This is a genomic window from Microbacterium sp. Y355 (assembly GCF_059445345.1).
Genome location: NZ_JCAIUD010000001.1, coordinates 869,034 through 893,268, shown reverse-complemented (window position 1 = coordinate 893,268; position 24,235 = coordinate 869,034). Strand labels below are relative to the sequence as shown.

General features: G+C 63.4%; 26 protein-coding genes. 19 read left to right on the top strand and 7 right to left on the bottom strand.

What is annotated here, in order from left to right; genetic code table 11:
• Positions 1-12 precede the first annotated feature (12 nt).
• Positions 13-1,449 (top strand): cation:dicarboxylate symporter family transporter, encoded by a 1,437-nt coding sequence (locus AC1C2O_RS04485; protein WP_495429245.1) that lies wholly within the window; start codon positions 13-15, stop codon positions 1,447-1,449.
• A gap of 77 nt (positions 1,450-1,526) precedes the next feature.
• On the opposite strand, the gene AC1C2O_RS04480 is transcribed toward AC1C2O_RS04485, so the two are convergent.
• Together AC1C2O_RS04480 and AC1C2O_RS04475 are read right to left on the bottom strand one after the other, a co-directional pair.
• Entirely contained in the window at positions 1,527-1,706 is a 180-nt protein-coding gene (locus tag AC1C2O_RS04480) for a DUF5302 domain-containing protein (protein WP_495429244.1), read from the bottom strand.
• Between the two features lie 9 nt (positions 1,707-1,715).
• Positions 1,716-2,336 carry a DedA family protein gene (locus AC1C2O_RS04475; protein WP_495429243.1) on the bottom strand — a complete coding sequence of 207 codons (621 nt, stop codon included), beginning with the start codon at positions 2,334-2,336 and terminating at the stop codon, positions 1,716-1,718.
• A 154-nt stretch (positions 2,337-2,490) separates the two neighbouring features.
• On the opposite strand from AC1C2O_RS04475, the gene AC1C2O_RS04470 reads away from it, so the two are divergent.
• From AC1C2O_RS04470 to AC1C2O_RS04455, 4 genes are all read left to right on the top strand, one after another.
• The gene (locus AC1C2O_RS04470; RefSeq protein ID WP_495429242.1) at positions 2,491-4,419 is read left to right on the top strand and encodes a GDSL-type esterase/lipase family protein; all 1,929 of its coding nucleotides are present in this window, start codon (positions 2,491-2,493) and stop codon (positions 4,417-4,419) included.
• A gap of 160 nt (positions 4,420-4,579) precedes the next feature.
• Positions 4,580-6,856: a polyribonucleotide nucleotidyltransferase gene (locus AC1C2O_RS04465; RefSeq protein WP_495429241.1), complete on the top strand. Its 2,277-nt coding sequence runs from the start codon at positions 4,580-4,582 to the stop codon at positions 6,854-6,856.
• 213 nt (positions 6,857-7,069) lie between these two features.
• Complete coding sequence (locus tag AC1C2O_RS04460) at positions 7,070-8,098, top strand: aldo/keto reductase (protein WP_495429240.1); 1,029 nt, start codon at positions 7,070-7,072, stop codon at positions 8,096-8,098.
• 80 nt (positions 8,099-8,178) lie between these two features.
• Positions 8,179-8,781, top strand: a complete 603-nt coding sequence (locus AC1C2O_RS04455; RefSeq protein WP_495429239.1) for a histidine phosphatase family protein — start codon at positions 8,179-8,181, stop codon at positions 8,779-8,781.
• A gap of 10 nt (positions 8,782-8,791) precedes the next feature.
• Here the strand turns inward: AC1C2O_RS04455 and AC1C2O_RS04450 are convergent, their stop codons facing one another.
• Positions 8,792-9,256 (bottom strand): GNAT family N-acetyltransferase, encoded by a 465-nt coding sequence (locus AC1C2O_RS04450; RefSeq protein WP_495429238.1) that lies wholly within the window; start codon positions 9,254-9,256, stop codon positions 8,792-8,794.
• A 77-nt stretch (positions 9,257-9,333) separates the two neighbouring features.
• On the opposite strand from AC1C2O_RS04450, the gene dapB reads away from it, so the two are divergent.
• Complete coding sequence (gene dapB / locus AC1C2O_RS04445) at positions 9,334-10,080, top strand: 4-hydroxy-tetrahydrodipicolinate reductase (RefSeq protein ID WP_495429237.1); 747 nt, start codon at positions 9,334-9,336, stop codon at positions 10,078-10,080.
• Positions 10,080-10,514, top strand: a complete 435-nt coding sequence (locus AC1C2O_RS04440) for a hypothetical protein (protein WP_495431669.1) — start codon at positions 10,080-10,082, stop codon at positions 10,512-10,514. The genes dapB and AC1C2O_RS04440 overlap by 1 nt, the downstream gene beginning before the upstream one ends.
• 20 nt (positions 10,515-10,534) lie before the next feature.
• Here AC1C2O_RS04440 and AC1C2O_RS04435 read toward each other — a convergent pair whose 3' ends face one another.
• The 3 genes from AC1C2O_RS04435 to AC1C2O_RS04425 form a co-directional block, all read right to left on the bottom strand.
• A complete protein-coding gene (locus AC1C2O_RS04435; protein ID WP_495429236.1) occupies positions 10,535-10,960 on the bottom strand; it encodes an OsmC family peroxiredoxin in 426 nt (141 codons plus the stop codon).
• Between the two features lie 71 nt (positions 10,961-11,031).
• Positions 11,032-11,604: a DUF4395 family protein gene (locus AC1C2O_RS04430; RefSeq protein ID WP_495429235.1), complete on the bottom strand. Its 573-nt coding sequence runs from the start codon at positions 11,602-11,604 to the stop codon at positions 11,032-11,034.
• Positions 11,601-12,041: a thioredoxin family protein gene (locus AC1C2O_RS04425; protein ID WP_495429234.1), complete on the bottom strand. Its 441-nt coding sequence runs from the start codon at positions 12,039-12,041 to the stop codon at positions 11,601-11,603. Before AC1C2O_RS04425 ends, AC1C2O_RS04430 begins: the two co-directional genes overlap by 4 nt.
• Before the next feature lie 111 nt (positions 12,042-12,152).
• Between AC1C2O_RS04425 and AC1C2O_RS04420 the strand changes: the two genes are divergently transcribed.
• Genes AC1C2O_RS04420 through AC1C2O_RS04410 form a run of 3 tightly spaced genes read left to right on the top strand, consistent with a single transcriptional unit; the run spans position 12,153 to position 14,196 of the window.
• Positions 12,153-12,962, top strand: coding sequence for a thymidylate synthase (locus AC1C2O_RS04420; protein WP_495429233.1), 810 nt, complete (start codon positions 12,153-12,155; stop codon positions 12,960-12,962).
• On the top strand, positions 12,959-13,435 hold the full coding sequence (locus AC1C2O_RS04415) for a dihydrofolate reductase (protein WP_495429232.1): 477 nt from the start codon (positions 12,959-12,961) through the stop codon (positions 13,433-13,435). Before AC1C2O_RS04420 ends, AC1C2O_RS04415 begins: the two co-directional genes overlap by 4 nt.
• Positions 13,435-14,196, top strand: coding sequence for an SDR family NAD(P)-dependent oxidoreductase (locus AC1C2O_RS04410; RefSeq protein ID WP_495429231.1), 762 nt, complete (start codon positions 13,435-13,437; stop codon positions 14,194-14,196). The genes AC1C2O_RS04415 and AC1C2O_RS04410 overlap by 1 nt, the downstream gene beginning before the upstream one ends.
• Before the next feature lie 18 nt (positions 14,197-14,214).
• On the opposite strand, the gene AC1C2O_RS04405 is transcribed toward AC1C2O_RS04410, so the two are convergent.
• Entirely contained in the window at positions 14,215-14,748 is a 534-nt protein-coding gene (locus AC1C2O_RS04405; RefSeq protein WP_495429230.1) for an NUDIX domain-containing protein, read from the bottom strand.
• Between the two features lie 56 nt (positions 14,749-14,804).
• Here AC1C2O_RS04405 and dapA point away from each other — a divergent pair, with 56 nt between their 5' ends.
• The 9 genes from dapA to AC1C2O_RS04360 all read left to right on the top strand — a co-directional run bounded on the left by dapA (position 14,805) and on the right by AC1C2O_RS04360 (position 24,217).
• Positions 14,805-15,782: a 4-hydroxy-tetrahydrodipicolinate synthase gene (gene dapA, locus AC1C2O_RS04400; RefSeq protein ID WP_495429229.1), complete on the top strand. Its 978-nt coding sequence runs from the start codon at positions 14,805-14,807 to the stop codon at positions 15,780-15,782.
• An 89-nt stretch (positions 15,783-15,871) separates the two neighbouring features.
• Positions 15,872-17,548 carry a ribonuclease J gene (locus AC1C2O_RS04395; protein ID WP_495429228.1) on the top strand — a complete coding sequence of 559 codons (1,677 nt, stop codon included), beginning with the start codon at positions 15,872-15,874 and terminating at the stop codon, positions 17,546-17,548.
• Positions 17,549-17,611: 63 nt separating this feature from the next.
• The gene (locus AC1C2O_RS04390; RefSeq protein WP_495429227.1) at positions 17,612-20,422 is read left to right on the top strand and encodes an FtsK/SpoIIIE family DNA translocase; all 2,811 of its coding nucleotides are present in this window, start codon (positions 17,612-17,614) and stop codon (positions 20,420-20,422) included.
• Positions 20,422-21,000, top strand: a complete 579-nt coding sequence (pgsA, locus tag AC1C2O_RS04385; protein WP_495429226.1) for a CDP-diacylglycerol--glycerol-3-phosphate 3-phosphatidyltransferase — start codon at positions 20,422-20,424, stop codon at positions 20,998-21,000. The genes AC1C2O_RS04390 and pgsA overlap by 1 nt, the downstream gene beginning before the upstream one ends.
• 5 nt (positions 21,001-21,005) lie before the next feature.
• A complete protein-coding gene (locus AC1C2O_RS04380; protein ID WP_495429225.1) occupies positions 21,006-21,488 on the top strand; it encodes a CinA family protein in 483 nt (160 codons plus the stop codon).
• A gap of 156 nt (positions 21,489-21,644) precedes the next feature.
• A complete protein-coding gene (locus AC1C2O_RS04375; protein WP_495429224.1) occupies positions 21,645-21,953 on the top strand; it encodes a helix-turn-helix domain-containing protein in 309 nt (102 codons plus the stop codon).
• A 9-nt stretch (positions 21,954-21,962) separates the two neighbouring features.
• Complete coding sequence (locus tag AC1C2O_RS04370) at positions 21,963-22,187, top strand: DUF3046 domain-containing protein (protein WP_495429223.1); 225 nt, start codon at positions 21,963-21,965, stop codon at positions 22,185-22,187.
• 261 nt (positions 22,188-22,448) lie between these two features.
• Positions 22,449-23,504: a recombinase RecA gene (gene recA, locus AC1C2O_RS04365; protein ID WP_495429222.1), complete on the top strand. Its 1,056-nt coding sequence runs from the start codon at positions 22,449-22,451 to the stop codon at positions 23,502-23,504.
• A 65-nt stretch (positions 23,505-23,569) separates the two neighbouring features.
• Positions 23,570-24,217: a regulatory protein RecX gene (locus AC1C2O_RS04360; protein WP_495429221.1), complete on the top strand. Its 648-nt coding sequence runs from the start codon at positions 23,570-23,572 to the stop codon at positions 24,215-24,217.
• Positions 24,218-24,235 lie beyond the last annotated feature (18 nt).

Here is a 24,235-nt window from a genome sequence, read left to right as displayed (position 1 = left end):
CGGAGGAACAACATGGCTATCACAACGGGGTTCACACTTCCCGGCTACAACTGGCGAAAGGGCAAGCGCGCCTGGGACAAACACACCTGGCTTTATGTCTCGGTTCTCATCGCCGTCGTGCTGGGCGCTGCGATCGGACTGATCTGGCCGGAATTCGCCCAGAGTCTTGAGCCACTGGGCAAGGGATTCGTCTCACTGATCAAGATGATGATTGCCCCGATCATTTTCTGCACGATCGTGGTGGGCGTCGGGTCCATTGCGAAGGCCGCGACGGTAGGGAAGATCGGCGGGCTCGCGCTGGCGTACTTCATGGTGATGTCGACCTTCGCGTTGGCGATCGGCCTTGTCGTCGGCAACATCATCCATCCTGGATCCGGCCTCGACATGGCCGGCGCATCCTATGACGCTTCGGCCACCGAAGCGAAGACGACTCAGGAGTTTATTCTCGGGATCATCCCCACCACGTTCTTCTCCGCGTTCACCGGCGAGAGCGTGCTGCAGGTGCTCTTCATCGCGCTGCTGGTCGGGTTCACCGTGCAGGGGCTGGGGACGAAGGGTGCACCGATTATGGGTTTCGTGAAGCACCTCCAGGTGCTCGTGTTCCGCATCCTCGGCATGATCCTGTGGCTGGCACCGATCGGCGCATTCGGTGCGATCGCCGCCGTCGTCGGAAAGACCGGTGTCGCGGCGATCTGGAGCTTGGGACTCCTGATGGTCGCCTTCTACATCACTTGCATCCTGTTCATCGTCGGCGTGCTCGGTACGCTGCTGTACCTCGTCACGCGGCTGAACATCTTCCAGCTCATCAAGTACCTGGCACGTGAATATCTATTGATTGTCGGCACGTCGTCCTCCGAGTCGGCTCTGCCCCGACTCATCGCGAAGATGGAGCACATCGGCGTGTCCAAACCGGTCGTCGGGATCACTGTGCCGACCGGCTACTCGTTCAACCTCGATGGCACGGCGATCTACCTGACGATGGCGTCACTGTTCATCGCGTCGGGGATGGGACAGCCGATGTCGATCAGCGAGCAGATCGGCCTACTAGCCTTCATGATCATCGCGAGCAAGGGCGCAGCGGGGGTGACCGGCGCGGGGCTCGCCACACTCGCTGGTGGCCTGCAGGCATATCGCCCTGACCTCGTCGACGGCGTCGGCGTCATCGTCGGTATCGATCGCTTCATGTCGGAGGGTCGCGCGCTGACGAACTTCACCGGAAACGCAGTGGCGACCCTCCTCATCGGTACATGGACCAAGGAGATCGACCCGGAGCAGGCACGACGCGTGCTCCGCGGTGAGCGGCCCTTCGATGAGTCGATGCTCGAGGGGTCGTCTCACGACGGGATGTCCACCGCGACTGACGCTGTCGGCACACAGGGCCTGGAAGAAGCGGCCGTCGCAGAACTCGCGGCGAAAGAACAACGTGCCCGCGCCCGCGCCCAACGCTGAGCAATAACACCCCGCGAACGGAAGATCGCGAACGGAAAAAGATGAGGGCCACCCCGATCGGGGTGGCCCTCAGACGGTCAACCGCTCTTGCGTCGGAACTCGCGCCGCGTCTGCGGGGCGTTTGCCGCATGGACGGCGGAGTCGCCATCCAGATGCGTCTCACCACTGCGGTGATGTGCGTTCTTCTTCTCGAGCGCTTCCTTAAACTTGCGCTTCATGTCCTCAGAGGAGGAGGCTGCGCCTTCTTCGGTGCTCATGGGATCAGCCTACTCTGACGGGGGCTCGGCCGGGAAGGAATTGGGACTGCCAGCCCGTCGCCTGATGAGCAGATCGATGAGCGCGCCAATGGCCATCGCGACGGCGACCGACACGAGGATCGCGACGATAGGGCCGCCTGGCAGGATCGCGGCGAAGAATGCGCCCACCGCGACCTGGTAGGTGGCCCAGCCTGTGGTGGCGAGGACGACGAGGCCTACGTACCGTCCGATCGGAATTCGGGTTGCACCGGCGACGAGGTTGATGGCGAGGCGTGCAAAGGGGATGAAGCGTGCAGTGAACAGCACCACGGCCGTTCCTGATTCCAGACGCCATCTCGCCCAGTGTTGTGCGCGCTGCACGCGCTCGGCGCGCATCCACCGCCAACGATCAACACCCACCCACCGGCCGACGCTGTAACAGAGCAGGTCTCCGATGGTGGCGGCTGCCGCGGCGCACACGATCACCAGCCATAGTGGGGGACTCCCCGTGGATATCGACAGAGCGCCGAGCGCCGTCACCGCGATCTCACCTGGAACCACCACTAAGAAGGCATCTCCGAGTACGAGCAACGCCATCACGCCCAGGGCCCAAGGACCGTTCGCCGCGTCCGCGAGTGCATCCAGATTCACTCCGCCAGAGTGTCTGGCGGAGGTGAACGGAAACCGAATTGGGGACGGCTGGTGAAGGACAGCCATGCAACAGGTGAACACTCGATGCCAGCCCCCGTCTGTGCGCGGAAGTGGCGACTTTGCACGGCATCCTGACATCGTGAGAGTCGCAATCGTGACCGAATCCTTCCTGCCACACATGAACGGTGTGACGGGGTCTGTGCTGCAGATCCTGCGCCACCTCGAGCGCGCCGGACACGAGGCGCACGTGATCGCTCCGGATGCCGTAGGTATTCCACGAACGATGCACGGCGCCCACGTCGAGCCGGTGACGAGCGTCCCCCTGCCTGGTTACCGCGATGTTCGGGTGGGAACGGCGACCACCCGCCGCATTGCAAACTCGCTCGACCGTTTCCGCCCGGATGTCCTGCACCTCGCCTCGCCGTTCGCTCTGGGGTGGCGTGGCGTGTCGGCGGCATCGCACCGTGGCATCCCCGCGGTCGCGGCCTACCAGACTGATATCGCCGCCTATACCGAGCGCTACCATGTTGCGGCGACCACGGCATTCGCTCAGAACCACATCGTCCGCCTGCACCGTCGGGCGACGCTCACTCTGGCGCCCTCCGCCGAATCCGAACACCAGCTCGCCGCGCTGGGCGTCGACCGCCTGCGCCGCTGGGGACGGGGAGTCGATGCGGAACGCTTCCACCCCTCGCGTCGTGACGAGCGGTGGCAGCGCGATGATGCCGGCGAGGTGATCGTCGGCTATGTGGGACGACTTGCCGCAGAGAAGCAGGTGGAGGATCTGCGCGTCGTGCAGCAGATCCCTGGTGTTCGGCTTGTGATCATCGGTGAGGGCCCGTCGCGCGCTCGATTGCAGGCGCTGCTTCCGAATGCTGTGTTCCTTGGCCACCTCGACGGTGATGCGCTTGCGCAGGCGATGGCCTCGATCGATATCTTTGTGCATCCGGGCGAAAGCGAGACCTTCGGGCAGACGCTGCAGGAGGCCCACGCCAGTGGAGTCCCGGTGATCGCGACCGGACGCGGCGGACCTCTCGATCTGGTGCGGATGGGAATCGATGGATGGTTGTACCGCCCCGGCGACCTCGACGACCTTCGGATGCGGGTTGCTGACCTCGCCGGCGATGCGCGCAAGCGCCGTGCCTTCGGCGTCGCAGGCCGTACTGCTGTCGAGGGACGCAGCTGGCAGGTGATCTGCGATCAGCTGCTCGGCCATTTCGATGAGGCGCGGGAACTGCACGGTGTGGACCGTTCGCTTCGCTCACCTCGGCAGAGGCGGCCAGAATTGTCGACACCGAGCGTGGGGCGTCGTTGGCAGCGCTATGTCGCACTGGGCGACTCCTTGACAGAGGGACTGTGTGACCCGGCCCCCGATGGTGCGCTGCGCGGCTGGGGCGACCGTCTCGCCCTGCTGCTTTCCGCTCGGGGCGGACTCCATTTCGCTAACCTCGCGGTGCGCTCACGTCGGGTTCGTGATGTGTGTGGAGAGCAGCTCACCAGGGCACGGGAGCTGCGACCCGATCTGGTCTCGATCCTGATCGGCGCCAACGACCTGGTGAAGTCGCACGTAAATGTCGAAGGGCTCGCCGCACAGCTTGAAGTCGCGGTTCGCATACTTCGCGAAGATGGTGCGGACGTGTTGCTCGTCACACCCTTCCTGCCTGACCGCCGCGCCGCGCGCCTGTTCAGCGCACGCTTCGCAGAGTTTGCCGGCCTGCTTGCACGCATCGCACAGCGGCATGGGGCGATCCTGCTTGACACCGACCTGCATCCGGAGCTGCCCTCAAGGCCCAACTGGGGTGAGGACCTCGTGCATCTGAGCAGCCGAGGTCATCGCTTCCTCGCGTACCGCGCGGGGGAGCTGCTTGGCGTGCCGCACGCTGAGACGCTCGGGGCGCTCGACCAGGTGCTGCACGATGTGGATGTGACGTCGCGAGCGGCCTGGTGGCGTCAGCACGCGCTGCCGTGGGTGTGGCGACGCATGCGCGGACGTGTAGCCGGTGACGGGCTGGTCGCCAAGCATGACGACTACGTCTATATCGGCCGCGCATCGATCATGCAGCGGCATACTGCCGGGCGGTGAACGTACGCCGCGATCCCAGATGATCACAGGAATTCAGGCGCTCGCTGATAGGGTAAACGGTGGACTGCTGTGTGCAGTTTGCGTGCTTCAATGTTCACGCTTACGTAATATCTCGCCCGTCACACGGATGGACGAGTCTAAACAAAGAAGGAGAGACCTCTTGGAAGGTCCTGAAATCACTGCCGCCGAGGCCGTTCTTGACAACGGCCGCTTCGGCACCCGCACCATCCGCTTCGAAACTGGTCGTCTTGCTCAGCAGGCACAGGGTTCAGTTGCGGCATACCTCGACGGCGAGACGATGATTCTCTCCGCCACCAGCGCTGGCAAGCACCCGCGCGAGGGCTTCGACTTCTTCCCGCTGACCGTTGACGTTGAAGAGCGTTCCTACGCAGCAGGCAAGATCCCCGGTTCGTTCTTCCGTCGTGAGGGTCGTCCCTCGACTGAGGCGATTCTGGTCTGCCGTCTGATCGACCGTCCACTGCGTCCGTCGTTCGTTGACGGTCTTCGCAACGAGGTCCAGGTTGTCATCACCGTGCTGTCGATCGCTCCCGGCGAGTACTACGACGCACTTGCGATCAACGCGGCTTCCGCATCGACGCAGATCTCTGGTCTGCCGTTCTCTGGCCCCATCGCCGGTGTTCGCCTCGCACTCATCCCCGGCCAGGGCGAGAACGCTGACCAGTGGGTCGCGTTCCCGAACCAGGCTCAGGTCGCTGAAGCAGTGTTCGACCTGATGGTCGCCGGTCGCGTCGTCAAGAAGTCCGACGGCACCGAAGACGTAGCCATCATGATGGTCGAAGCTGAGGCAACCGAGAACAGCTGGAACCTCATCAAGGGCGGCGCAGTAAAGCCGAACGAAGAGGTCGTCGCCGGTGGCCTCGAGGCCGCCAAGCCGTTCCTCAAGCAGCTCGTCGAGGCGCAGGCCGAGATGGCTTCGCATTCCTCGAAGGCTCCGGGCGTCTACCCGGTCTTCCCGGCGTACGAGCAGGCTACGTACGACTTCATCGCTGCCTCCGCACAGGCTGACCTCGAGAAGGTCTACCTGATCGCCGACAAGATCGAGCGTCAGACGGCCGATGACCAGGTCAAGGACCGCGTCAAGGCTGAGGTCGCTGCCGCTGTTGAGGCTGGCACTCTGCCGGCATCCGCCGCTGGGGAGGTCTCCGGTGCCTACAAGTCGCTGACGAAGAAGATCGTTCGCGGCCGCGTGCTGGCTGAGGGCGTCCGTATGGACGGCCGTGGCCTTGCTGACATCCGCCCGCTGGATGCAGAGGTACAGGTCATCCCGCGCGTGCACGGTTCCGCGATCTTCCAGCGCGGCGAGACCCAGATCATGGGTGTCACCACGCTGAACATGCTCAAGATGGAGCAGCAGATCGATTCGCTGTCTCCGACCACGAGCAAGCGCTACATGCACCACTACAACTTCCCGCCCTACTCGACCGGTGAGACCGGCCGCGTTGGTTCGCCGAAGCGTCGCGAGATCGGGCACGGCTTCCTCGCCGAGCGCGCCCTCGTGCCGGTGCTGCCGAGCCGCGAGGAGTTCCCCTACGCGATCCGCCAGGTGTCTGAGGCTCTCAGCTCCAACGGATCGACGTCGATGGGTTCCGTCTGTGCATCGACTCTGTCGCTGCTGAACGCGGGTGTGCCGCTGCGCGCAGCCGTTGCCGGTATCGCCATGGGTCTTGTCTCTGACGAGGTTGACGGTCAGACGCGTTACGCCGCTCTCACCGACATCCTGGGTGCAGAAGATGCTCTCGGTGACATGGACTTCAAGGTCGCAGGCACCAGCGAGTTCATCACCGCGATCCAGCTCGACACGAAGCTCGACGGCCTCCCGTCTGACGTCCTCACCGGCGCACTGACGCAGGCTCGCGACGCACGTCTGACGATTCTCGGTGTCTTGAACGCTGCGATCGACACGCCTGACGAGATGGCGCCGACCGCGCCTCGCGTCATCAGCGTGCAGATCCCGGTCGACAAGATTGGTGAGCTGATCGGCCCGAAGGGCAAGACGATCAACTCGATCCAGGACGAGACCGGCGCACAGATCTCCATCGAGGAAGACGGCACCGTGTACATCGGTGCAGTCGACGGTCCGTCGGCCGAGGCCGCTCGCGCCCAGGTCAACGCGATCGCCAACCCGACCAACCCTGAGATCGGCGAGCAGTTCCTCGGCACAGTCGTGAAGATCGCATCGTTCGGTGCGTTCATTTCACTGCTGCCTGGCAAGGATGGCCTGCTGCACGTCACCGAGGTGCGCAAGCTCGCCGGTGGCAAGCGTGTGGAGAACGTCGACGACGTTCTCTCCGTCGGCCAGAAGATCCTCGTCAAGATCACGAAGATCGATGACCGCGGCAAGCTGTCGCTGGAGCCCGTCGTCGACGGAGCTGCTGCAACAGAAGCTGCGCCCGAGGCGGAGTCCGCTGAGGCGTAAGTAGTAGACGTCGGCCCGGCTTCTGCTCCTCGAGAGCGGAAACCGGGCCTTCTTCGTGTCTGAAGTGATCAAAACGTTATGAGAACTTTGCCAGCTGTTACCTGTAATGGCGGGTTAGGTCACGGTTCTCGCTTACCCTCGAATTACGCACCGGGGGGTGCATGCATAGCTCGCAGGTCTCCACGGGGAGACAGGCGCGGAGGTGGATGAGAGATGCGATTGTTCGGCACAGGGGCAGATGCTCAGCCAGTGAGCGCTGAGGAACGCCAGCTCGAGCATCCGTCTGCTCCGATTCCTGTCGTTGGCCCCGGCATCGGCGAAAGTATTCGCGTGGCGATCGGCGAGACCGGCATTGAGACCTTCCCGCTCATGCTCGGAGCCGCCGAGTTCGGCTGGAATGTCGATCTCGAAACCAGCCATGCGATCCTTGACCGGTACATCGAGTTCGGTGGGAATGCAGTTCACACCGCTGACGGGTTCTCCGGAGGCCGTAGCGAGCACATTATCGGTCAGTGGCTTCGATCCCGTGGTCTTCGCGACCGGGCGGTGCTGAGCGTACGCATCGGCGCTCACGCTGACAACCCCGGGCTTGGCTCCACCAACCTGGTGCGTGCGGTCGAAGGCTCCCTCACCAGGCTGGGGGTCGAGCGTATCGATGTGCTCTACCTCGACGCGACGCTCGATAAGACGACGAACCTCGAAGACACCCTTTCGACCGCTGAATGGCTGAAGGATGCTGGCAAGATCGGTGCGTTAGGTGCCTTCCGCTTTGCCCCGGAACGGCTTGTGGAGGCACGCATCCTCGCCTCCGCCGGTTACCCACGCATCGAGGTTCTCGATGAGCCGTACAACCTTATTCGGCGTGAGGCCTTCGAAGGTGATTTGAGGCTCGTCGCCGGGGCTCAGAACCTCGCGGTCACACCGTCACACGCGCTGGAACACGGATTTCTCTCTGGTCGTCACCGCAGCAAGGCGCTGGTCTCGCAGGGGGTGCGCGGTGAGCAGCTTCGCGGGCACCTGAATCGCCGAGGCATCCGGATTCTTCGTGCGCTCGATCTGGTCGCCACTGAACTCGGAGTTCCGGTCGCGGCTGTGTCCATTGCGTGGCTACTCGCGCAACGCACCGTCGCCGCTCCCATCGTCAACACGTTTGCGACGCAACACGTGGAGGAACTGATGCAGGGCGCCGGTATCAGCCTTTCTCGTGGGCAGATCGCTGAACTCACGCGCGCCGGAAACTGAGACACTCCCACCGACTGTCGGGGGCTCCGGGTAGGGTGGAATGACGCCTGGGCGAAAGCCGACGACGAATTGAGTGGTTTGTGACGCATTACATTTATCTGGTCAGACACGGCGAACATCAGGATGCCGAGTACGGCATCGACGACGGACCTCTCTCATCTCGGGGGCAGCGACAGGCAGAATTGATCGCCGACCGGCTCTCTGGTCTTCCACTCGACCGGGTCTGGCATTCGCCGCTGCTGCGGGCGACAGAGACCGCGCGAGCGATCGCTGAACGGCTCCCGTCCGTTGTCCCAGAGCCGTCTGCGCTGCTGTTCGACTGCGTGCCCACGGGCATGACGGAGGAGACGCCGTCAGCCTACGAGCCATTCTTCGGCTCGGTGACTGACGCGGAAATTGAGGCTGGCAACGCTCAGATGGCAGATGCCGTGAACGAGTTTCTCGTCCGCAAGCAGGGCGATGTGCACGAGGTACTGATCACACACAACTTTGTGATCTCATGGTTCGTGCGTGAAGTGCTCGGGGCCCCTGAATGGCGTTGGATGACGCTGAACCAGGCCCACTGTGGATTGACGGTGATCGCGCAGAAACAGGGTCGACCCTGGACGCTGATCAATCACAACGATCTCGGGCACCTGCCGGTCGAATTGCGAACCGGTCTGCCAGATCCGATTCCGGTTTGAGCCGACACTCTCAGAGAGCTTTGCGGTACCAGCGGGTCGCGTTCGGGTTGTCGTTGTAGCGCTCGACCGGCTCGAACCCGTTGCGGACATACAGCGCGCCGGCGGCCTCGAGCGTGTGGTGGGTGTCGAGCACGAGCTCGGCAGCGTCCCACTCGCGTGCGCGGCGCTCCAGCTCGTCCAGGATCGCGCGACCCCAACCCTGGCCTCGCGTCTCTGGACGCAGGAACAGGTGCTTGACCTCGTAGCGGATGCCGGCGGGGGAGTCGTCGAGGCGTCGGATGCCGCCGCATCCCACCGGTGCACCTGATGGGCCGGCGAGGAGGAACACACCGGCCGGAGGCTGGAAGGCCGACTCCGTCGGGAAGGTTGGTGTGTACGTGCCGCCGGGGAATTCTTCTGCGCGAAGAGTGAAATAGTCGACGAGGATTGCGTGAGCCTCGACGGCGGTGGGTGATGCGGGGTGGAACTCGAGCATGAATCAACGCTACTCGTGTGTCGGTCCCTGCCGTGTGCCTGGCGCTGGCGCAGTGCTGGTCTAAATAGACTGGAGCTATGACCAAGCAGGTGGCACTTGTCGGCAGTACGGGGAAGCTCGGGACGATCATCAAGCAGGTGATCAATGACCTTGATGGCTTCGAGGTGACGCGAGTGCTCTCCTCCTCGAGTGATCTCGCCGAGCTCGAGGGCGCGGACCTCGTCGTGGATGCATCGACTCCGCAGGTGAGTGTCGAGGTCGTTCGTACCTCTATTGACCTCGGCATCAACGTGCTCGTCGGCACCTCCGGATGGTCATCCGAGCGCATCGCGCTGGTGCGTCCGCTGGTGGAAGCTGCCGGAACCGGCGTGGTCTTCATTCCGAACTTCTCGCTGGGGTCGGTACTCGGCTCAGCTTTGGCAGCCGCTGCCGCTCCGTTCTTCCCCTCCGTGGAGATCATCGAGGCGCACCGTGACACCAAGATCGATTCGCCCAGTGGCACGGCTGTGCGCACGGCCGAGCTCATCGCCGCAGCTCGCGCGGATGAGGGGCCGGTCAATGCGCCCCATGTCGACCAACGTGCGCGCGGGCAGCAGGTGGCGAGCGTGCCGATCCACTCGCTGCGCCGTCCTGGTGTGATCGCTCGTCAGGATGTCATCCTCTCCGGGCCGGGAGAATCACTCACGATCACTCACGACACGGTGGAATCCGCGCAGGCTTATGCCCCCGGCATCCGTCTCGCTGTCCCGTTTGCGGCAGAGGCACGCGGTGTCGTTGTCGGGCTGGAGAACATGATCGACATCGGAATTCAGGCCCGCTCGTGATGACGCGCATCGGGGTGGCGCTGATCGGGGCTGCCCTGATCCTCTACTTCGTGCTCATGGGACAGAAGGCGGTGCTGTTCATCGCGAGTGGTGACCCGGTCGGCATCGCGATGGGGATCGCACTGATCGTGCTTCCGCTGATTGGAGTCTGGGCTCTTGTGCGCGAGATCCAGTTCGGCGTGCAGGCCGAGAAGCTCGGTACGAAGCTCAATGCCGAGGGCGGCATGCCGGAGGCTGAGACCGAACTGAGCGCCAGTGGCCGCATCGCCAAGGCAGACGCGGAGCCGCTCATTCAACGTTACGCAGCTGAGGCTGATGCCGCATCAACCGACTGGCGCGCAATGTATCGACTGGGCGTGGTCCAGGATGCCGCGGGCCGCCGCAAGGACGCGCGCGCCAGCATCCGAACCGCGATCACCCTCTCCAAAAACTAACCGCGAGTGGTGGTGAGAGGTTAGGCGAGCGTCGCCTCAAGCGTGATCGTGATGCCAGCAAGGGCCTGAGAGACCGGGCAACCGATCTTCGCGCCCTCGGCGATCTCCTGGAACTGCTCCTGCGTGAGCCCGGGGACGGTGGCATTGACATTGAGGTGGCTGCCGCTAATGCCGACGCCTGGCTTGAAGGTGACTGACGCGCTGGTGTTCACGCGATCCGGCGGGGTGCCGTTCTCGCTCAGCGCGTGCGAGAGCGCCATGCTGAAGCAGGAGGCGTGAGCAGCCGCGATGAGCTCTTCCGGCGTGGTCGTGGTGTCAGATCCCTCGCTGCGGGCCTTCCAATTGATCGGGAAGGTGCCAAGGTTCGAAGACGAGAACTGGACGGTGCCTGATCCTTCGGCAAGAGAGCCGGTCCAGGTGGTTGTTGCTTCACTGGTGACGGGCATGATTCCTCCGGGGGTCGTGGCGGGTTGTTGAGCCAGCCTATCCATCCCGGGGCATGCGGGGAACCGGTGCTTCAGGCGGCAGCAGCAGCCCTGCCGATGACTCCGGCACGCTGTAGCAGCAGATAGATCTGGCAGCCGAGGCAGAACGCGAACGCCGCGTTGAGGAAAGCGGCGATGAAGGCGGCGCCAGCGGCGATCGGAAGCGCCCACGGCACGCCGATCAGGTGCAGCACAAGGCCAACGAGGACAACGAAGAGGCCGACGCCCTGCGCGAAGCGCGGTGGGCGGGGGTCTTCCAATTCAGTGGGGGCGGCGAGGCGCGGCCGTACGAACCTGCGGAAGATCGCACCCCACGGGGCAGTACGCGGTGAGACGACGCCCCACAGAAACAGCAACGCGATGACTACGAGGAGCAGGAAGCCGGGGTCGAGGATGCGCTGCAACACACTTGCGGACTGGATCGCCCAAGTGTCACCGGGAGCGAACGCGGATCCGTTGGACGGCATGATCGCGAACCATCCAGCGGAGGCCCGTGCTGTCGACAGTCCGATCAGGCTGAGCACGAGGGCGATGAGCAGCAGCACAGAGGTGACCGTGGCGGCGAAGCGGGGCCCCCTCGGGTCGATTCCGGTGGGATGGGTCATCTCTGCTCCTGTGTCCAAACGGCGGGGATGGTTGAGAGCGCGTCCTCGATCGCTCGACGGTCCGGCACGCCACCCCAACGGGAAAGTACTGCGCCGGATGCATCGACCAGGAACGTGGTCGGAGTCTGCAGCACGTGATAGCGGGTGGCGAGATCGTTGCGATCCGTCAGATCGATCTCGACATGGGTGATGCCGTCTTTGCCGTCGGCGATCGCGGTGAGCATGCGACGCACCTGAGGGCAGCGGGCGCAGAACTCCGTGCTGAATTGCACCAGGCTCGCACGCGGCGCCAGCATTGCATCGGTAAGATCTTCGGACCGGACCCGTAAATGTCCGCCGGAGCGCCTGCGGCCATCTTGTGCGCGCAGGACGAGACCCACCAACACCGCGAGCGCGAGGACAGCGCCAGCGATCAGGAGGGCGGTGAAGATGGGCATCTCCTGAGGATAAGTCGCCACGCGGTGACGGAGGCCGATATGACCGATGATGACGCGACAGAGTGCTCCACATCCGCCTGCGATGTGCCTCGGCCAGGTATCGTGGCAGGCATGAGCGCAGCTGTCCCCACGCCGTATGAAGATCTACTCCGCGATGTGCTGGAGCACGGCACGCACAAAGACGACCGCACCGGAACCGGCACCACAAGTGTGTTCGGCCGGCAGATCCGCTTCGACCTGTCGAAGGGCTTTCCGCTGATCACGACGAAACGCGTGCACTTCAAGTCGATCGCTTATGAGCTGCTGTGGTTCCTGCGTGGCGAGTCCAACGTGAAGTGGCTGCAGGACAACGGCGTCTCGATTTGGGATGAGTGGGCGGACGCCGACGGCGATCTCGGTCCGGTGTATGGCGTGCAGTGGCGCTCCTGGCCGACCCCCGACGGCGGCCACATCGACCAGCTGTCTCAGGTGATCGAGCAGATCAAAGCGACGCCGGATTCTCGACGTCTGATCGTTTCGGCCTGGAACCCCGCTGACATTCCCGACATGGCGCTGGCGCCGTGCCACGCGCTGTTCCAGTTCTACGTCGCCGACGGGAAGCTCTCCTGCCAGCTGTATCAGCGCAGTGCAGACATGTTCCTCGGCGTGCCGTTCAACATCGCGAGCTACGCGCTGCTGACCATGATGATCGCGCAGCAGGTGGGGCTTGAGCCTGGTGACTTCGTATGGACCGGCGGCGACTGCCACGTCTACGACAACCACCTTGAGCAGGTGAGCGAGCAGCTGACGCGCGATGCCTATCCGTACCCGACGCTCCGCTTCGCACGTAAGCCAGAGTCGGTGTTTGACTACGACTTCTCCGATTTCATCGTCGAGGACTATCAGCATCATCCTCCGATCCGGGCGGCGGTGGCGGTATGACCTGGGTCGGCCTGATCTGGGCTGAAGCTGCTGGCGGTGTCATCGGCGCCGACGGCGGGATGCCGTGGCATGTGCCGGAGGATATGGCGCACTTCAAGGAGGTCACGCTGACCGCACCGGTCGTCATGGGGCGCAAGACCTGGGACTCGCTCCCGGAGCGCTTCCGACCGCTGGTAGGGCGCGAGAACATCGTGGTCACACGTCAACAAGACTGGGTTGCCGACGGTGCACGTCGGGCGGCAAACGTCGCCGAGGCTGTGCGCGGGCTTGAGCGAGTGTGGATCATCGGTGGTGCGGAGATCTATGCGCAGGTCATCGCGGGCGCCGATCGGCTCGAGATCACGGAGATCGACCTCGAGGTTGAAGGTGACGCCTTCGCTCCAGCGAAGATCGGCTGGCGGCTGGCCTCCGAGGGTGAGTGGCAGACCTCGCGCACCGGCATCCGCTACCGCTTCCTCGCATACGAACGCTGATGCCCACCGCTCTCATCACGGGCGCCAGTGCCGGTCTAGGCGCGGAGTTCGCTGGTCAGCTTGCTGCTCGCGGTGCGGACCTCGTACTGGTGGCTCGCTCGGCCGCGACGCTAGAGGATCTTGCCGACCAATTGCGAGAGCGTCACGGAGTGGCCGTTGAGGTGCTCGTCGCTGACCTGGTGATCGATGATGACGTGGCTCGCGTGGCGGCGCGGATCGCTCAGTCGCAGAACCCGATCGATCTGCTGGTCAACAACGCCGGCTTCGGACTCCCGCTGCACTTCGCGGACAACGATGTCGAAGCCGAGGTGCGACACCTGCGCCTCCACGTCGAGACTCCGCTGCGGCTCATACATGCTGCGCTCGGTGCGATGCGCGGTCGCGGCGGACGCATCATCAACGTCGCCTCCGTCGCTGGATTCATCTCGCGTTCGACCTATTCCGCATGCAAGCAATGGCTCATCGGGTTCAGCCGCTGGGCAAACGCCGAGTATGCACGTGACGGTGTCACCGTCACCGCACTCTGCCCTGGATTCACGCACACGCGTTTCCATGAGCGGATGGGCCTGGCTCCTGGGCGCGAGGGGATCCCCTCGTTCGGATGGCTGCACGCGAAGGACGTCGTAAGCGAAGGCCTCCGCGACGCTGCGCGCGGCAACGCGGTGTCGGTCCCATCGTTGCGCTACAAGCTCGTTGTGGCGCTCACGAAGGTGCTGCCCGCGTCGCTCACCGCGGGCGCCGCCCGTCGCGGGCGCGTCTGACCGGAGGCGGGTCGCGTGTCAGCGGAAACGGCCGAGATGGATGCCCGCATAGGCGAGAGCGGCGATGGTCTCACCATCTGTGATTCGCCCGTCCGTGACCATTCGCAGGACCTCCTCGAACGGGATCCACGCGACCTCCTCTATGCCCTCCTCTTCGCGCGCCTCACCGTCAGCAGGGTGCAGGTCGAGCGCAAGGAAGATGTGCTCGGGTGCCACAGTCACGCCGTTGAGTGCGTGCATGGTGCCGATAGCGGTCCACTCATCGGCACGAAGGCCGGTCTCCTCGAGTAGTTCGCGCTGGGCGGCAACCAACGGCTCTTCACCGTCGGTGCCTCCGGCCGGCACCTCAATGGAGCGTCCAACCGTGTAGCGATCGAGTGTGATGAGACACACACGCTCCTGCTTGTCGATGGCAACGATGAACACGGCCGGATTCGCCATCGTCACCACGCCGTAGATGCCGTCACCGGCGGGTCCCGTCACCGCATCCTCACGCACCGAGATCCAAGGGTTCTCGTACACGAGTCGAGAGTCATTGGTCTGCCACGTCATGTCCGTGAGCCTATCCGGCGCGATGCGTCTGGGCCTCGAACCTATACGCTGGGACTATGACGCACTCGAGCAATCCTTTCGGACAGGTTCTCGTCGCGCTCGTCACTCCAATGACGGCCGACGGTGAAGTCGATTGGCCCGCCGTCGAGAAGCACATGGATGACGTCATCACCGCTGGTGCAGACGGAATCGTTGTGACGGGAACGACAGGCGAGACCTCGACCCTGACGGATGCCGAGAAGCTCAAACTCGTCGAGGTAGGCAAGTCCGTATCTGCGGGCCGCGCCAAGATCATCACCGGCGGCGGCTCCAACGAGACCGCGCATGCGATCGAGTTGTACAAGGCCAGTGAGAAGGCCGGCGCCGACGGCATCATGATCGTCACGCCGTATTACAACAAGCCCACTCAGGCCGGAATTCTCACCCACTTCCGCCTGGTTGCGGACGCTACCGACCTGCCCGTGATCCTCTACGACATCCCCGGCCGCACCGGCGTGCCGATCAACTACGAAACGATCCTGCGCCTGGCCAAGCACCCCAACATCCTTGCGGTGAAAGACGCCAAGGGTGACTTCAGCGAGGTCAGTCGCGTGCTGAACCAGACCGACCTGATGTACTTCTCCGGCGACGACGCGAATGCGCTGTCGCAGCTGGCGATCGGGGCGACCGGTCTGATCGGCGTCACGGCGAACATCACCGCAACCCCGTACCGCACGATTGTGGATGCGGTGAACCGCGGCGATCTCGCCACGGCGACCGCCGAGCACAAGCGCCTTGAGCCGCTGGTGCGAGCCACGATGACTCACGTACCCGGCACTGTGTCGGCGAAGTACATCCTGCATGGCCTCGGCCGTATCTCCAGTCCACGTGTGCGCCTGCCGCTGGTGGGACCGGAGGAATGGGAAGCCGCGCTCATCGAAGACGAGCTCTCGCTCGTCACCGACGTGCCCGGCGCCGATTTCTCAAACTTCCGTCCAGACCGCAATGCGGCCGCCGGCGGTGCCCTGCCCAAGGTGCACGGCACAACGCGCTGAGAAGCGTCCAAAACGAGTGCGCCCAACGCGTGCGCTGAACGCGTCAAAAGAATAAACGGACACCAGAACTGTCCGACTGAGGAGACAATATGTCAATCCCGCTAGCTGATCCAGCACCCCTCGCAGACGGGACCCTTCGCGTCATCCCGCTTGGCGGTCTCGGTGAGATCGGTCGCAACATGACCGTGTTCGAGTACGGCGGCAAGCTTCTCATCGTCGACTGCGGTGTGCTCTTCCCTGAGGAGCACCAGCCAGGAGTCGATCTGATCCTGCCCGACTTCGACCCGATTCGTGATCGTTTGGACGACATCGTCGGCGTCGTCCTCACACATGGACACGAAGACCACATTGGCGCAGTGCCGTACCTGCTTCGGCTGAAGAACGATATTCCACTGATCGGCTCCGGACTCACCCTCGCCTTCATCGAGGCGAAGCTGAAGGAACACCGAATCAAGGCTTTCACTCTTACGGTGACGGAGGGCCAGAACGAAAAGGTCGGCCCGTTCGATCTTGAGTTCGTTGCGGTCAACCACTCGATTCCGGATGCTCTCGCCGTCGCCATCCGCACTCCCGCGGGTCTCGTGCTGGCCACCGGCGACTTCAAGATGGACCAGCTGCCGCTCGACGGCCGTCTCACCGACCTCCGCGCCTTCTCGCGTCTGGGGGAGGAGGGCATCGACCTCTTCCTGGTGGACTCGACCAACGCCGATGTTCCTGGGTTCACTCCGACGGAACGCTCCATCGGACCAGTCCTCGATCAGGTCATCGCCAAGGCGCCACGCCGCGTGATCGTCGCCAGCTTCTCCAGCCACGTGCACCGCGTTCAGCAGGTGCTGGATGCCGCGCATGCCAACGGACGCCGGGTCGCGCTGCTCGGCCGCAGCATGGTGCGCAACATGACGATCGCCGAAGACCTCGGATATCTCAAGGTGCCCGAGAACGTCCTCATCGACTACAAGAAAGCGCGCGATCTGCCGGACGACAAGATCGTCTACATGTCGACGGGGTCACAGGGCGAGCCGATGGCTGTCCTCAGCCGGATGGCGAACCTCGACCACGCGATCGAGGTTGGTGAGGGCGACACCGTCATCCTCGCGTCGAGCCTCATCCCGGGCAACGAGACCGCCATCTACCGCGTCATCGACGGGCTCACCAAGCTGGGTGCGAATGTCGTGCACAAGGCGAACGCCAAGGTGCACGTCTCCGGTCACGCCACCGCGGGCGAGCTGCTGTATTGCTACAACATCCTCAAGCCCAAGAACGTTCTCCCGGTGCACGGCGAGTATCGGCACCTCATCGCCAACGCGAGGCTTGCGCAGGAGACCGGTGTCCCGGCCGAGAACACGATCATCGCCTCCAATGGCACGATCATCGACCTCAAGGACGGCGTAGCTCAGGTCGCTGGCCAGCTCGACATCGGCTTCGTCTACGTCGACGGTTCGACCGTGGGCGAGATTACTGACGCTGACCTAAAGGATCGCCGGATCCTCGGCGAAGAGGGCTTCATTTCCGTGATCGTCGTGGTGGACGCCTCTACCGGCCGCATCATCAGGGGTCCGGAGATCCAGGCGCGCGGCGTGGCCGAGGACGACTCGGTGTTCGACGATGTGCTGCCCAAGATCGCCGCAGCACTCAAAGAGGCATCCGGCAACGGCGTCCGCGACACGCACGCGCTCTCACAGATCGTTCGTCGTACGATCGGCCGCTGGGTGAATCAGAAGCTGCGGCGTCGTCCGATGATCGTTCCGCTGGTCATCGAGGCGTAGCCGATTCGGCAGAAAGCCGCGTCATTACGCGGCAGTGTCGGTGCCCGAACGTAGTCTTCTCGTATGCCCAGGAGTACCCCGAAGACCTCGCGCGCGTCCGAGAAGACACCGACGCGCGCGTCCGAGAAAGCTCCGGCGCGCGCGTCCGAGAAAACTCCGACGCGTGCCAAGGCACCGGCGGCCCCGAAGAAGTACGTCGACGAGGCCGAGAGGCCGGCATTGGCCGTACGGGCATGGGTCGGCATGGCGCACGGCGTCGGCGGACTATTTCGCGCGTTCGGGCCCGAATCGCTGGAGAAGGACGATCGCCGCGACGGCTTCCCGTTCCTCCTCGTTCTGTTCGCGATCGCTGGGGCGGTCAATGAATGGTTCTTCATCGGCAACGAGATCGCGCAGAACATCAGTGCCTACTCGGTCGGCCTATTGATTGGGCGCACGGCATTCCTGATGCCCGTGCTGCTGCTTGTGCTTGCGGGCTGGTTGTTCCGGCATCCGTCGTCCGTGCACGACAACGGTCGGATCGGAATTGGGTTCGGGTTGTTCGTGCTCGCCATCGCCGGCATCTGCCATGTCGCAGGCGGGCGTCCTGAGCCGAAAGATGGCATGCCTGCGCTCAGCGCGGCGGGTGGTCTGTTCGGCTGGATGCTGGGTGAACCGCTGTCCTACCTCACCGAGATCGTTGCCTACATCGTCCTGGCGCTGCTAGCTGCGCTCAGCATTCTGATCATCACGAAGACTCCACCGAACCGCATCGGTGCTCGTCTGGGCGACCTGTACGCCTGGATGTTCGGAGCCGAGCGCACCGAGCCCCAGCCCGAGAAGGTCGTTGAAGAAGCTTCCAGCAATGAGACGGATGACTCGCTGCCCTGGTGGCGACGAAACAAGACTGGCCGTGAGGAAGACCCCGACGAGGGTCTGAGCTCGCAGGACCTCACCGAATTTCTGCTGCCGACAGACAACATGCCGATTGAAAACCTTCCGGCAGCGACCAAGCCGGTGGACAAGACTGCCTACGATCAATCAGTCATCGTCGCGGACGCATCGGATGCCGCGACTGAGATTCTGACTGATGTTCGGGGCGTCACGGCCGGTCTCGGCGAGCAGGGGAGCACTGCCCTGCTCGACGATTTCGGTGACACCGGTGAGCAGCCCGACCTCCCTGGACTCTCTGGCTTCGGCACGGAGGGCCCAGGCGACCACGGGCTGCAGGCTCCCATCGCCCCGTACATTCTGCCGTCGCCGGGTATCCTCAGCGCCGGGCCGCCGTCAGTGGCCCGCTCCGAGGCGAACGACAAGATCGTCGAGCAGATCACCAGCGTGCTGTCGCAGTTCAAGATCGACGCGAAGGTGACTGGCTTCTCCCGAGGCCCGACGGTGACGCAGTACGAGGTGGAAGTCGGTCACGGCGTCAAGGTCGAAAAGATCACGCAGCTGAGCGCCAACATCTCGTACGCCGTCGCATCGAATGACGTGCGCATCCTTTCGCCGATCCCTGGCAAGAGCGCCATCGGTATCGAGATTCCGAACACCGACCGCGAGACGGTTGCCTTGGGCGATGTCATCCGCTCACAGGCAGCCATTAAGAGTGCACACCCGATGACGGTCGGCGTCGGCAAGGATGTCGGGGGCAACTTCGTCGTCGCCAACCTCGCCAAGATGCCCCACCTTCTCGTTGCTGGTTCTACTGGATCTGGTAAGTCCAGCTTCGTCAACTCAATGATCACGAGCATTCTGATGCGTGCCCGTCCCACGGACGTGCGCATGGTGCTCATCGACCCGAAGCGGGTGGAGCTCACCAGCTACGCAGGTGTCCCGCACCTGATCACACCCATCATCACGAACCCGAAGAAGGCTGCGGAAGCCCTGCAATGGGTCGTGAAAGAGATGGACATGCGGTACGACGACCTTGCGTCGTTCGGCTTCCGCCACATCGACGACTTCAACAAGGCTGTTCGCGCCGGTGAGATTGTGCTTCCGGTGGGCAGTGAGCGGGTGCTCAAGCCGTACCCCTATCTACTTGTCGTCGTCGATGAGCTCGCCGACCTCATGATGGTCGCCCCGCGTGACGTAGAGGACTCGATCGTTCGCATTACGCAGCTTGCTCGTGCCTCCGGTATCCACCTGGTGCTTGCCACGCAGCGACCGAGCGTCGATGTCGTCACCGGGCTCATCAAGGCCAACGTGCCGTCGCGACTCGCGTTCGCCGTGACCAGCGTCACCGACAGCCGAGTGATTCTTGACTCGCCTGGCGCTGACAAGCTGATCGGCCAGGGTGACGCCCTGTTCTCACCGATGGGCTCCTCCAAGCCTTTCCGCCTCCAGGGTGCCTGGGTCGAGGAAAGCGAAATTGACGCGGTCGTCAAGCACGTCACGGCGCAGGCGCGGCCGGAGTATCGTCCGGACGTGCAGGAAGCGCTCGAACCGACCAAGAAGAAGGAAGTTGATGAGGACATCGGCGATGACCTCGAGGTTCTCCTTGCCGCGGCTGAGCTCATCGTCTCGTCGCAGTTCGGTTCGACATCGATGCTGCAGCGCAAGCTGCGCGTCGGTTTCGCGAAGGCCGGGCGTCTGATGGATCTGTTGGAGTCTCGCGAGATCGTCGGCCCGTCTGAAGGATCAAAGGCGCGTGATGTGCTGGTGGCGCCCGAACAGCTGTCTGCTGTCATGGCGCAGTTGCGCGGCGAGGATGGACCCGCCGCCTCCAATGCCCCGCCTGCGGCGCAGGCTGCGCCGGCGATGCCGGCCGCTCCGGTCGCTCCGGCCGCTCCGGTCGCTCCGGCGTACGATCCGATTGAGGCGCAGTTCGAAGGACTACCGGTCGTAAACGAAGATGACGGCGATGAAGACGCCTGGGGATTGACGGGACGCGACTGATGATGATTCCGCGGCAATTGCCGAACGCGATCACGATCGCCCGCATCCCGCTGGCAGTCGTCTTCTTCGTACTGCTCCTGATGGGCGGCAGTTACGGTCTCGACGACCTGGTCATTCGCTGGATCGCGGGCGGATTGTTCATCCTCGCGATCTCCACCGACTGGGTTGACGGATATCTCGCCCGCAAGTACGACATCGTCAGCGACTTCGGGAAGCTCTGGGACCCGATCGCAGACAAGCTGCTGACCGGTGCCGGCTTCGTCGGGCTGGCCATCCTCGGTGAATGGCCGTGGTGGGTTGTCATTGTCATCCTCATCCGCGAGTGGGGCATCACTGTGCACCGCTTCATCGTCTCGAGCAACCACATCGTCGCGGCCGCGTGGATGGGCAAGCTCAAGACTGCACTGCAAGGCGTCGCCCTCGGGTGGTGGCTGCTGCCACTTCATCAGCTGATCGGCATGGACTGGTGGACAGGTATCGGCGTGGTGCTGATGTACGCCACGCTCGCCCTGACGATCGCCAGTGGCATCGACTACGTCATCTCGCAGATGCGTGGTGCGCGGGCGCCGCATGAGTGACGTCTATGAGTGATACCGCCGAGTTAGTCGCCGTTCTTCGGGAGCGCAACTGGACGCTCGGTGTTGCCGAATCTCTCACTGGTGGTGCTCTTGCCGCCGAGATCGTCTCGGTACCTGGCGCGTCGGCGACATTTCTCGGGGCGGTGGTCGCGTATGCCACCCCGGTCAAAGCGACGTTACTCGGCGTGGATTCCGCTCTGCTTGACGAGCATGGCCCCGTGCACCCGCAGGTCGCAGAACAAATGGCCGTGGGTGTGCGGTCGGCTGTCCAAGTTGCGGGCCGACCTGCGGATGTCGGGATTTCGACAACAGGCGTAGCCGGCCCTGACTCGCCTGATGGACAGCGAGTGGGAACCGTGCACATCGGCGTCGCGACGCCAGATGGCGTGCACGCCCACGCATATCTTTTCGATGGTGATCGCGCGGCGATCCGCGCGCAAGCTGTGGATGCGGCGATCGCTGCCGTGCTTCACCAGGTACGGGAATAGCCGAGTGCATGCGACTGTTGCGTCTAATGTGCCAATGAAAGATGTGCTCACAACCAAAGCACAGCGTGAAACGATAGCGTTTTCATCAGGGAGTCAGGTTAGACTGGCGATCCGTTTAGAAGGAGCTCCGTTGAGGGGACTGGAGAGGAGGTTCCGATGATTCTTGTACGACAGGAAATCGGCGATGTACTGAGGGACTTCCGCCTGCAGAAAGGGCGTACGCTCCGGCAGGTCGCGAGCAAAGCTTCGGTTGCGCTCGGATACCTCAGCGAGGTCGAACGTGGGCAGAAAGAAGCATCCAGCGAGATTCTCGCCTCGGTTGCCGATGCGCTCGACGTACCCATCTCCTTGATCATGCGTGAGGTCGGCGACCGCATGTCTGTGCTCGAAGGCATTCAGGTCTTCCCGGATGTTGTTCCGGATGACCTCGTGGCATCGATCGAGCCTGAGCTCTCGCTGCACTGATCAACCTCTATGCGACGCAGTGAACTTCTTCGCGCGGTCGAACTTGAGTTCGGTGCGCGCGGATCCACTTTGATGAAGGATCTCGTTCTGGAGGCGCTGGGCAATCGCTCAGCGCTGGACGCGCTGGACGCGGGTGTGCCGCCGCGCGAGATCTGGTTGGCGCTGTGCATTGATACCGACGTGCCGGCAGAACGACGCTACGGCGTCGGCCGGCTGGAGTCGCGCAAGCGCTGAAGGCTCGGTCTTTCCACGCCCATCCGTCGATCAACACACTCGGCGTGTCGTCGAAGATGTGTTCGAAATACGCGTAGTGTTCTGCACAAGTGGTTTCGAGGTGTTGTTTTCCACCGTTCCTGGAATCTCCGACGCAATGTCTGAGGCTCCTCCTACGGTGAAGACAGGCCGAAAAGCCATACGCCTTGTCGGAGAGCTCGCCCCAGTCGGGGCGGCCGCGACAGCCTACAGGCGGCACCATGCGAACACGAGGAGCACGTCATGCCATCACCCGCAGACCGCGAGAAGTCCCTGGAATCAGCTCTCGCTCAGATCGACAGGCAGTTCGGAAAGGGCTCAATCATGCGATTGGGCAGCGACGAGCGCGCACCTGTCGCCGTCATTTCGACCGGCTCCATCGCCCTCGATGTCGCTCTCGGTGTTGGCGGGCTTCCGCGTGGCCGCATCGTTGAGATCTATGGCCCTGAGTCGTCGGGTAAGACGACGTTGACGCTACACGCGATCGCCAATGCGCAGCGCAATGGCGGTATCGCGGCCTTCATCGATGCTGAGCATGCGCTTGATCCCGAGTACGCGAAGAAGCTCGGGGTCGACATCGATGCGCTTCTGGTGTCGCAGCCTGACACTGCCGAGCAGGCACTTGAGATTGCAGACATGCTGGTGCGTTCCGGTGCCATCGACCTCATCGTCATTGACTCCGTCGCGGCCTTGGTGCCTCGCGCTGAGATCGAGGGCGAGATGGGTGACTCGCACGTGGGTCTGCAGGCGCGCCTCATGTCGCAGGCGCTCCGTAAGCTCACGGGTGGTCTCAGCCAGACGAACACCACGATGATCTTCATCAACCAGCTGCGTGAGAAGATCGGCGTCTTCTTCGGCTCTCCTGAGACGACCGCTGGTGGAAAGGCGCTGAAGTTCTACGCCTCGATCCGTTTGGACATTCGCCGTATCGAGACGTTGAAGGACGGCACCGATGCAGTCGGAAACCGTACGCGTGTCAAGGTCGTCAAGAACAAGATGGCGCCGCCGTTCAAGCAGGCGGAGTTCGACATCCTCTATGGCATCGGCATTTCGCGTGAAGGCAGCCTGATCGACTTCGGCGTCGAGCACACGATCGTAAAGAAGTCCGGCTCGTGGTACACCTACGATGGCGACCAGCTGGGGCAGGGCAAGGAGAACGCGCGCAACTTCCTGCTCAAGAACCCTGACATCGCGCTGACCATCGAGACGAAGATCAAGCAGAAGCTCGGCATTGGCGGCGCGTCCGCCGAGGTCGCTCCGGCATCTGCTGACGAGCTCGCACAGCGTCGTCCGGCCTGATTGTGATCAACTCGAACGGGGGCGAGGATCGCCTCGCCCCCGTCATCCCTCTTTTCGGCGGGAAGATGGCTTCGGCTTCGGCGCCCGCTCCGGCTCCGGCTTCGGCTCAGGATCCGTCGTCGCCTCTGCCCGAGCGGGCGCATTCCACCGGTGGCGAGATGCACGCGCCGGTCGATGGCCCTACCTCCATTGATGAAGACGATGACGATGACGACACGCGCAAGACGGCAGAAGCGGCTCTGGTCCGCAAGCTGAGGGCGCGCTCGCTTTCCATCTCAGAGGCCCGACAGGTGCTTCGTGGAAATGCACTGAGTGCCGCCCAAATCGATGACGTAATCGATGACTTCTGTCGGCGGGGCTACCTCGACGATGTGGGGCTGGCCGAACAGCTGGTGATCTCCGGCATCGAGCGCAAGGGGCAGGGGCGCGTGGCGCTCTCACGCTCTCTTTCGCAACGAGGCATCCCTCGCGACGTGATTGATGCGGCGCTGGACGAAGTGCCTGATGACGATGCGGAGCGCGCGCTGGAGTTTGCGCGCACGAAGGCGCGTTCGATGTCTCGACTCGACTTTGAGACAGCCCTGCGCCGGCTTGTCGGACAATTGGCCCGTCGCGGCTACGGCGGTTCTGTCGCCACGACCGCTGCGCGTACAGCGCTGAGCGAAGCGTCATCTGGCACTCCGACCAGAGGCGTACGGTTCGTCGATTCGTAGTGACGCTCTTCAACGGTT

What these genes read in the sequence shown, in the direction of transcription:
- AC1C2O_RS04460 (WP_495429240.1), top strand. Translation starts at nt 7,070, where the DNA reads ATGCGATTGTTCGGCACAGGGGCAGATGCTCAGCCAGTGAGCGCTGAG.
- AC1C2O_RS04485 (WP_495429245.1), top strand. Translation starts at nt 13, where the DNA reads ATGGCTATCACAACGGGGTTCACACTTCCCGGCTACAACTGGCGAAAG.
- AC1C2O_RS04480 (WP_495429244.1), bottom strand. Translation starts at nt 1,706, where the DNA reads ATGAGCACCGAAGAAGGCGCAGCCTCCTCCTCTGAGGACATGAAGCGC.
- pgsA (WP_495429226.1), top strand. Translation starts at nt 20,422, where the DNA reads ATGATGATTCCGCGGCAATTGCCGAACGCGATCACGATCGCCCGCATC.
- AC1C2O_RS04380 (WP_495429225.1), top strand. Translation starts at nt 21,006, where the DNA reads ATGAGTGATACCGCCGAGTTAGTCGCCGTTCTTCGGGAGCGCAACTGG.
- AC1C2O_RS04390 (WP_495429227.1), top strand. Translation starts at nt 17,612, where the DNA reads ATGCCCAGGAGTACCCCGAAGACCTCGCGCGCGTCCGAGAAGACACCG.
- AC1C2O_RS04360 (WP_495429221.1), top strand. Translation starts at nt 23,570, where the DNA reads ATGGCTTCGGCTTCGGCGCCCGCTCCGGCTCCGGCTTCGGCTCAGGAT.
- AC1C2O_RS04405 (WP_495429230.1), bottom strand. Translation starts at nt 14,748, where the DNA reads ATGACGTGGCAGACCAATGACTCTCGACTCGTGTACGAGAACCCTTGG.
- AC1C2O_RS04375 (WP_495429224.1), top strand. Translation starts at nt 21,645, where the DNA reads ATGATTCTTGTACGACAGGAAATCGGCGATGTACTGAGGGACTTCCGC.
- AC1C2O_RS04395 (WP_495429228.1), top strand. Translation starts at nt 15,872, where the DNA reads ATGTCAATCCCGCTAGCTGATCCAGCACCCCTCGCAGACGGGACCCTT.
- dapA (WP_495429229.1), top strand. Translation starts at nt 14,805, where the DNA reads ATGACGCACTCGAGCAATCCTTTCGGACAGGTTCTCGTCGCGCTCGTC.
- AC1C2O_RS04450 (WP_495429238.1), bottom strand. Translation starts at nt 9,256, where the DNA reads ATGCTCGAGTTCCACCCCGCATCACCCACCGCCGTCGAGGCTCACGCA.
- dapB (WP_495429237.1), top strand. Translation starts at nt 9,334, where the DNA reads ATGACCAAGCAGGTGGCACTTGTCGGCAGTACGGGGAAGCTCGGGACG.
- AC1C2O_RS04440 (WP_495431669.1), top strand. Translation starts at nt 10,080, where the DNA reads ATGACGCGCATCGGGGTGGCGCTGATCGGGGCTGCCCTGATCCTCTAC.
- AC1C2O_RS04415 (WP_495429232.1), top strand. Translation starts at nt 12,959, where the DNA reads ATGACCTGGGTCGGCCTGATCTGGGCTGAAGCTGCTGGCGGTGTCATC.
- recA (WP_495429222.1), top strand. Translation starts at nt 22,449, where the DNA reads ATGCCATCACCCGCAGACCGCGAGAAGTCCCTGGAATCAGCTCTCGCT.
- AC1C2O_RS04425 (WP_495429234.1), bottom strand. Translation starts at nt 12,041, where the DNA reads ATGCCCATCTTCACCGCCCTCCTGATCGCTGGCGCTGTCCTCGCGCTC.
- AC1C2O_RS04430 (WP_495429235.1), bottom strand. Translation starts at nt 11,604, where the DNA reads ATGACCCATCCCACCGGAATCGACCCGAGGGGGCCCCGCTTCGCCGCC.
- AC1C2O_RS04410 (WP_495429231.1), top strand. Translation starts at nt 13,435, where the DNA reads ATGCCCACCGCTCTCATCACGGGCGCCAGTGCCGGTCTAGGCGCGGAG.
- AC1C2O_RS04420 (WP_495429233.1), top strand. Translation starts at nt 12,153, where the DNA reads ATGAGCGCAGCTGTCCCCACGCCGTATGAAGATCTACTCCGCGATGTG.
- AC1C2O_RS04370 (WP_495429223.1), top strand. Translation starts at nt 21,963, where the DNA reads ATGCGACGCAGTGAACTTCTTCGCGCGGTCGAACTTGAGTTCGGTGCG.
- AC1C2O_RS04435 (WP_495429236.1), bottom strand. Translation starts at nt 10,960, where the DNA reads ATGCCCGTCACCAGTGAAGCAACAACCACCTGGACCGGCTCTCTTGCC.